Source organism: Blastococcus sp. CCUG 61487, assembly GCF_005222955.1.
Lineage (GTDB): Bacteria > Actinomycetota > Actinomycetes > Mycobacteriales > Geodermatophilaceae > Blastococcus.
The window spans coordinates 1-7,081 of record NZ_LWUA01000089.1; the positions used below are offsets into that span (position 1 = coordinate 1).

Below are 7,081 nucleotides of genomic sequence, written 5' to 3' on the forward strand. Positions count from 1 at the left end.
CTCGCTGGGCAGTACACCTAGCTGACCGCTACGACCAGCCGCTACGCGAACCGGCCGGCCAGCACCAGCGCGGGCCGGTCGGGGTGGTCGGCGAGCACCACGGCGTCGGCCAGCGCGACCGGGTCGACCTCGTCGTCGTACCTGTCGAACGCCGGCAGTACCCACGCGTCCTCGGCCGGTGTCCTCCGGCGGCGGGCGGCGGCGCTGACGCGCAGGTGGATCACCACGTCGAAGGGCAGGCCGAGACCCTGCAGCAGGGTGCCCGGCACCAGGAGGACGCCGCCGTCCGGCGCCGGCTCGGGACGGGCCCGCGCGGCGCGGTCGCGCTCCAGGTCCCACAGCACCGGGAGGTACCGGCCCGTACCGCCCGGCCCGACCGGCGTCAGCACCTCGCGGGTCAGGGCGTTGGCGTCGAGCCAGTCGGTGTACCGGGCGTCGGGGTCGGTGCGCCCGTGCTCCAGCCGGAGGGACGCCGGTCGGTAGAAGCCGTCGGCGGGCACGACGACCGCGCCGCGTCCGAGCGCCGGCAGCCGTTCGACGACGGCGAGGGCGAGGGTGCACGGTTCGGCGAGCTCGGGGCCGTCGACGGCGACGCGCAGCGCGGTGCTCCCGGGTTCCGGGTCCTGCGTGGCGAGCAGCGCGGCGAGCCGGTCGGCCAGCGCAGCCGGGGTGAGCGGTTCCGGCCGGGTCAGGACCGGCCGTCCGCTGCCCCGATCACGACGGGGGTGTCGACGACGGGCGCCGGCCGCGGCGCGTCCGCGGGCAGCCCGTCCAGCACCTCGCGGGCCAGCTCGGCGACCGGCCGGCCCTGCGAGCGGGCGTCGCGGCGCAGCTCCTCGAAGGCCGCCCGGGCGCTCACCCCGTGCCGCTCGGCCAGCACGCCGATGGCGCGCTCGGTCGCCACGCGCGCGGCCAGCGCGTGCTCGAGCTGGGCGACGGTGCGCTCCAGGACGGCGATGCGCGCGGCGGCCGGGTCCTGCGGTTCGTCGGGGACGGCGGCGGCGCCGCGCGCCGAGCGCCGGGCGGAGCGGTCCGGCTCCGGTGGCGCGCCCAGCTCCTCGGCCACCAGGTCGGCCAGGGACATGCCCTCGACGAGGTCGCCGACGACCGAGCTCGCTCCGATCGAGCGGACCACCCAGCCGGCGGGCGTGCGGACCAGCGCGACGGGGGCGCACCCGGTGTCCGACAGCCGTGTCGGCCGGTCCTCCGACCCCGCGGACGGACGCAGGAGCCCGTCCGCGGGCCGGGGACCGGGGATCACGACGTCCTCACGCCTCCGCCGCAGCTGCCAGCTGCGCCTTGACCTGGTCGATGCTCGGGTTGGTGAGCGCGGTGCCGTCGGCGAAAACCAGCGTGGGCACGGTCTGGTTGCCGCCGTTGGCCTGCATGACCAGCTCCGCGGCCTGCGCGTCGGCCTCGATGTCGACCTCGGCGAACTCGATGCCCTCGAGCTGCATGTGCTTCTTCAACCGGACGCAGTAGCCGCACCACGGGGTGGTGTACATGGTCACGGCGGCGCCGGTGGTCGCGGTCATCGGGGTCGATCCTCCATGGTCGTGGTGTCCCGGTCCAGCCCTGGTTCGGGTGAACGGTGTGTCCGGATGAACGTGGGGCTCCTGGGGATGCTTCCCCGCGATGTCGGCAGCGGCTGGGAGGATCGGTCGGGTCACCCCCAGGAGAAGGAGGCCGGATGCCGCCGACGGGCGTCGTGAGCCGTTCGGGCTCACGGGCTGAGGACGTGCTGGCCGGCCTCGACGACGAGCAGCGTGCCGCCGCCCAGGCGGTCACCGGGCCGGTCTGCATCCTCGCCGGCGCGGGCACCGGCAAGACCCGCACCATCACCCACCGCATCGCCTACGGGGTGCACACCGGCGTCTACGTGCCCGAGCAGGTGCTGGCGGTCACCTTCACCGCCCGGGCCGCGGGCGAGCTGCGCACCCGGCTGCAGGCGCTGGACGTGGGCGGTGTCCAGGCGCGCACGTTCCACGCCGCGGCGATGCGGCAGCTGCGCTACTTCGCGCCCCGCGTCCTGGGCGGCCCGATGCCGCCGCTGATCGAGAACAAGCTCCGGGTCGTCGCCTCGGCGGCCGCCCGCCACCGGCTCACCACCGACCGCACCAGCCTGCGCGACCTCGCCGGCGAGATCGAGTGGGCCAAGACGACCCTGGCCACCCCGGAGGACTACCCGGCGCGGGCCAAGGCCGCCGGTCGCGAGCCGCCGTTCGAGGCGGCCGCCGTCGCCGCCGTCTACGCCAGCTACGAGTCGGCCAAGGAGCGGGACGGGGCACTGGACTTCGAGGACCTGCTGCTGGTCACCGCCTACGCGCTGGAGGGCCACCCCGACGTCGCCCGCGCCGTCCGGGACCAGTACCGGCACTTCGTCGTCGACGAGTACCAGGACGTCAACCCGCTGCAGCAGCGGCTGCTGGACGCCTGGCTGGGCGGGCGGGCCGAGGTGTGCGTCGTCGGCGACCCCAACCAGACCATCTACTCGTTCACCGGTGCCGATCCGGACTACCTGCTCGGCTTCGCCGACCGCTATCCCGACGCCGAGGTGGTCAAGCTCGAGCGCGACTACCGGTCGACGCCGCAGGTGGTCGGCCTGGCCAACCGGCTCATCGGCATGGCCCCGCAGCGCAAGGGCCTGCCCGGGCTGCGGCTGCTCGGTCAGCGAGCCGACGGCGCCGAGCCCCGGTTCGTGGAACACCCCGACGAGCCGGCCGAGGCCGCCGCCGTCGCGGCCCGCTGCAAGGCGTTGATCGACGAGGGCACGCCGGCCAGCGAGATCGCCATCCTGTTCCGGATCAACGCCCAGTCGCAGGTGTACGAGTCGGCGCTGGCCGACGTCGGCGTGCCCTACGTGCTCAGGGGCGGCGAGCGGTTCTTCGAGCGGCCAGAGGTGCGCGACGCGGTGCTGCTCCTGCGCGGAGCGGCCGCCGGCGGCAACGAGCCCGGCATGCTGGTCTCGGCGGTACGCGACGTGCTCGCGTCCACCGGATGGGTGGAGCACCGGCCTCCTGCGGGCGGAGCGGCTCGCGACCGCTGGCAGTCCCTGGCCGCGCTGGTCGACCTCGCCGTCGACCTGGTCGCGGAGAACCCGTCGCTGGACCTGGCCGGGTTCGTCGCGCACCTGGCCGCGCGCGCCGACGCCCAGCACGCCCCGACGGTGCAGGGCGTCACCCTCGCGTCGATGCACGCGGCCAAGGGCCTGGAGTGGGACGCCGTCTTCGTCGTCGGGTTGGTCGACGGCGTCCTCCCGATCGCCCAGTCGCTGTCGCGGCCGGACGCGGTGGAGGAGGAGCGCCGGCTGCTCTACGTCGCCGTCACGCGGGCCCGCGAGCAGCTCACCCTCTCGTGGTCGCTGGCACGCAATCCCGGGGCCAAGCGCGCCCGGCCCCGCAGCCGGTTCCTCACCGGGCTGGCCCCCGACTCCGGCCCCACCGCGCCACCGGCCCGACGGTCCGGCAAGCGACCCAAGGTGGTGCTGGAGGGCGCGGCCGGCGAGCTGTTCGAGCGGCTCCGTGCCTGGCGCAGCCAGGTTGCCCAGGCCGCCTCGGTCCCGGCCTTCGTCGTCTTCACCGACGCGACCCTCCAGGCGATCGCCGAGACCCGGCCGGCCAACGTCCGGGAGCTCGCCGCGCTGCCCGGGATCGGGGCCCGCAAGCTCGAGCTCTACGGCGAGGACGTGCTGGCCACGGTCGCCGGCTGAGAAGAAATTCAGGTCTCCGGGCCCCGGGAGCGTTAATTCGATTGACCCTCCCCGAGGGCCTCCCTAGTGTCCTGACACACACGAGCTGCACCCGCTCGAGCCCGGCCGTCCGGCCGCGCTCGGACCCGGAAGGAGGAGCGATCGTGATCAGCATGACGTGGACCGACGCCTCCACCGGGTTCCCCGGCTCGGAGGGCGTCGCCGCGCGTCCGGCCGTCTGCGCGACGGCCCTCGCCGGCAACGGAGTTCTCCTGGCGCCCGTCGCCGCCCCGGTCCAGGGGACCGGTGTGCCCGCCGCGATCCGTCTCCGCCGGATCGATGAGCGCGTCGCCGTCCCGGCGTCCTACCTGCAGGACATCGCCGGCATCGCACCGATCAGCAGCACGAAGCACGACAACAGCACCACCCTCGGGCTCCACTCCCGACGACGACCGCAGAGCTAACCGCTCGCCGGTCCTCCTCGAGGCCGCGGAACCCGAACCCCGGGATCCGCGGCCTTCTCGTTTCCGCCGCGGCACCCGGCCCCGACTTCGGTCGGCGGGCCCCCGCCGGCCGTCAGACGACGAGCACGAGGAGGAGCGGCAGTGCAGCCGACACTGGACCGCCCGCTGTCCCGCCACCGGTCCGGCCTGCCCCGGACCGGTGGCGCGTCACCGCCCAGGAACCCCCGTCCGTACCGGTGGCCGACCGAGCCGCCGGCACCTGCTCCGGTGCGGCAGTCCCTGCCGTGCCACGAGGAGGACCCGGAGCTGTGGTTCGCCGAGAGCCCGGCGCAGCTGGAGCTGGCCAAGACGTTCTGCGCGCCGTGCCCGGTGCGCGACACGTGCCTGGCCGGCGCCCTGGACCGCGCCGAGCCCTGGGGCGTCTGGGGCGGCGAGATCTTCGACCGCGGTGTGGTCATCGCCCGCAAGCGGCCCCGGGGCCGTCCGCGCAAGGTGACCGCCGCATGAGCACCCGGGAACCGGGCCTCGTCCCGACGACGAGGGCTCACCGACCGACCACGAGAACCGAGGACAGCATCATGCACACGTACGAACACGGTCTGGCCCAGCGCCGCATGCAGGAGATGCGCGAGGAAGCCCAGGTGGTCTCCCGGGCGCACCGCCTGCACCGGGCTCGCCGAGCGGCCCGTCGCGCCGAGCGGGCCCACCGGAGGGCGGCGCGGCTCAGCGCGTCGGTCTACTGAACCGGACCCGGGTCCGGGCGCCGAGGTGGCGTCCGGACCCGCGTCACGCGGAGAAGCTGGGGAGCCACTCCTCGAGGATGCTGCGGAAATCGCCCTCGGCGTCGAGCTGGCACAGGACGCCGATCGAGCCGATCGTCACCCGGTGGATGAGCAGGTAGGCAGGCGGCAGGTTGAGCTGGCGCCCCAGCCGCGTCATGTCGCTGCGCGGGTCGGAGATCCGGGCGGCCTGCTCCTGCATCCAGGCGCGGGTGAAGTGGAACCGCGGCGAGGCGACGGGCTCGAGCATCGGTCGCAGGAAGGCGAGCACCGCCTGCGGATCGACGGTCGTGCCCGGCAGGACGAATCCCTCGGCGCGCAGATCGGCCAGCACCTCGTCGGCGCGGCCCTCCAGCGACCAGCGCAGCAGCCGGCCGATCGGCTCGGGATGCCCGTCGGGCAGCCGCGCGGTCGCGCCGAAGTCGATGACGCCGAGCCGGCCGTCGTCCAGCAGCCGGAAGTTGCCCGGGTGCGGATCGGCGTGCAGCAGCCCCGCGCGCTGGGGGCCGGAGAAGTGCAGGGTGGCCAGCAGCGTGCCGGACCTGTTCCGCTGCTCCCTGCTGCCCCCGGCGATGATCCGCGACAGCGGCGTGCCCTCCAGCCACTCGGAGACGATCACCTTGGGGGCGCTGGCGACCACCCGGGGCACCACGATCTGCGGATCGCCGGCGTAGGCGGCGGCGAACGCCCGCTGCGCGTCGGCCTCGAGGCTGTAGTCGAGCTCCTCGACGACGCGGGCCCGCAGCTCGGCGATCAGCGGCTTGACGTCCATGCCGGGGAACAGGGTCGCGAACAGCCGGGCGAAGCGGCTGAGCTGGTTGAGATCGGCCATGAGGGCGGTCGCGGCCCCCGGGTACTGGATCTTGACGGCGACGTCGCGGCCGTCCTTCCAGGTGGCGCGGTGCACCTGGCCGATGCTGGCCGCCGCGGCGGGCTGGTCGTCGAAGTCGGCGAACCGCCGGCGCCACGTGCCGCCGAGCTGCTCGGCGAGCACCGCGTGCACGGTGCGCACCGCCATCGGCGGCGCCTCCTCCTGGAGCTTCACCAGCGCCTCCCGGTACGGCGCGGCGACCTCCTCCGGCACGGCGGCCTCGAAGACCGACAGGGCCTGCCCGAGCTTCATCGCCCCGCCCTTCAACTGCCCGAGGACGGCGAACAGCTGCTCGGCGGTGCGCTGCTGCAGCTCCGCGGCGACGGCGTCCGAGGACTGACCGGACAGGCGCTTGCCCAGGCCGAGCGTGGCCCGGCCCGCCGCCCCGAGCGGGAGCGACGCGAGGCGCGCGGTCCGTGAGACCGAACCTCGCGGCATGACCGGTCGGTCGTCGCTCACATGTCCTCCTCGTCCGCGCCCGTGGCCGGCCCGGACAGCATCGCGGGGCCGTCTCGGGTGACCCCGCGAGCGCGCTCACGGGCCATTGTTCCCTGTCGCCGGGCCGCGCCGCTGGACGCAGCCGCACTCGGGGTGGGCGGTCCACCGCCGGAGGCGCGGCACGAGGTCGGGCGGGGCGATCTCCAGCGTCGCCTCGAGCGTGACCGGCGCGGCGCTGCCGTCGAGGTAGGCCAGCGCCTGGACGGCGGCGGTCGCGGCGGTGAGCAGGCAGGTCACCGTCGCCCCGCTCGGGGGCGGCTCGCCGGCGGTGAGCTGGGCGGCGAGCTCCGGCCACCGCGGGTCGGCGTCGCGCCGGTGGAGGTCACCGCAGCGGAGGCAGCTCGTCACGCCGGGTACCACCAGCGGGCCCACCACCCCGGTGGCTCCTCGCACCGTCGCGACCAGGTGCGGGATCCCCTCCCGCGACCAGTCGGTGGACGTGGGGTCGGAGGCCGCCCACGGTCGGGCCAGCACGACCAGGTCCGGACGGATGCCGGCGGGGAGCGGGCGCAGGTCGGTGAGCGGGCTGGCGCGGCGCACGGCGTCGGCGGCTGCCAGGGCGCGCGGGCGGCCCTCGTCCTCCGGCGTCGCCCCGCCGACGACGGTGTCGGCGGCGCGCACCACGGCGGGATCGCGGACGCTCACGCGCCCGACCCCGCTGGCGGCCAGGACGGCGGCCAGGGGCGTGCCGACGCGGGTCGCCCCCTCGACCAGCACGACGGATCTGCGCCGGGCCTGCCACGTCCCGGGCGGCGACGTCTCCGCAGCCCGGCGGGCGGCG

9 protein-coding genes are annotated in these 7,081 nt (G+C 75.5%); 4 read left to right on the forward strand and 5 right to left on the reverse strand.

Annotated elements, in window-relative coordinates; translation table 11 throughout:
• Positions 1-41: 41 nt before the first annotated feature.
• The 3 genes from A6V29_RS06465 to A6V29_RS06475 form a co-directional block, all read right to left on the reverse strand.
• Positions 42-500 carry a nucleoside/nucleotide kinase family protein gene (locus tag A6V29_RS06465; RefSeq protein WP_249933062.1) on the reverse strand — a complete coding sequence of 153 codons (459 nt, stop codon included), beginning with the start codon at positions 498-500 and terminating at the stop codon, positions 42-44.
• 188 nt (positions 501-688) lie between these two features.
• Positions 689-1,261, reverse strand: coding sequence for an ANTAR domain-containing protein (locus A6V29_RS06470; protein ID WP_249933063.1), 573 nt, complete (start codon positions 1,259-1,261; stop codon positions 689-691).
• Positions 1,262-1,268: 7 nt separating this feature from the next.
• Positions 1,269-1,535, reverse strand: coding sequence for a mycoredoxin (locus A6V29_RS06475; protein WP_137159547.1), 267 nt, complete (start codon positions 1,533-1,535; stop codon positions 1,269-1,271).
• Between the two features lie 155 nt (positions 1,536-1,690).
• On the opposite strand from A6V29_RS06475, the gene A6V29_RS06480 reads away from it, so the two are divergent.
• The 4 genes from A6V29_RS06480 (at position 1,691) to A6V29_RS20680 (ending at position 4,895) form a co-directional block, all read left to right on the forward strand.
• The gene (locus A6V29_RS06480; protein WP_137159548.1) at positions 1,691-3,709 is read left to right on the forward strand and encodes an ATP-dependent helicase; all 2,019 of its coding nucleotides are present in this window, start codon (positions 1,691-1,693) and stop codon (positions 3,707-3,709) included.
• Between the two features lie 143 nt (positions 3,710-3,852).
• Positions 3,853-4,152: a hypothetical protein gene (locus tag A6V29_RS06485; protein WP_137159549.1), complete on the forward strand. Its 300-nt coding sequence runs from the start codon at positions 3,853-3,855 to the stop codon at positions 4,150-4,152.
• Positions 4,153-4,419: 267 nt separating this feature from the next.
• Positions 4,420-4,659 carry a WhiB family transcriptional regulator gene (locus A6V29_RS06490; RefSeq protein ID WP_249933064.1) on the forward strand — a complete coding sequence of 80 codons (240 nt, stop codon included), beginning with the start codon at positions 4,420-4,422 and terminating at the stop codon, positions 4,657-4,659.
• A 71-nt stretch (positions 4,660-4,730) separates the two neighbouring features.
• Positions 4,731-4,895 carry a hypothetical protein gene (locus A6V29_RS20680; RefSeq protein ID WP_170977728.1) on the forward strand — a complete coding sequence of 55 codons (165 nt, stop codon included), beginning with the start codon at positions 4,731-4,733 and terminating at the stop codon, positions 4,893-4,895.
• A gap of 43 nt (positions 4,896-4,938) precedes the next feature.
• On the opposite strand, the gene A6V29_RS06495 is transcribed toward A6V29_RS20680, so the two are convergent.
• Both A6V29_RS06495 and A6V29_RS06500 read right to left on the reverse strand, forming a co-directional pair.
• The gene (locus A6V29_RS06495; RefSeq protein ID WP_212719056.1) at positions 4,939-6,261 is read right to left on the reverse strand and encodes an ABC1 kinase family protein; all 1,323 of its coding nucleotides are present in this window, start codon (positions 6,259-6,261) and stop codon (positions 4,939-4,941) included.
• Between the two features lie 75 nt (positions 6,262-6,336).
• Positions 6,337-7,081: ThiF family adenylyltransferase (locus tag A6V29_RS06500; protein WP_170977729.1), on the reverse strand; the 745-nt coding region annotated here is incomplete at its 5' end.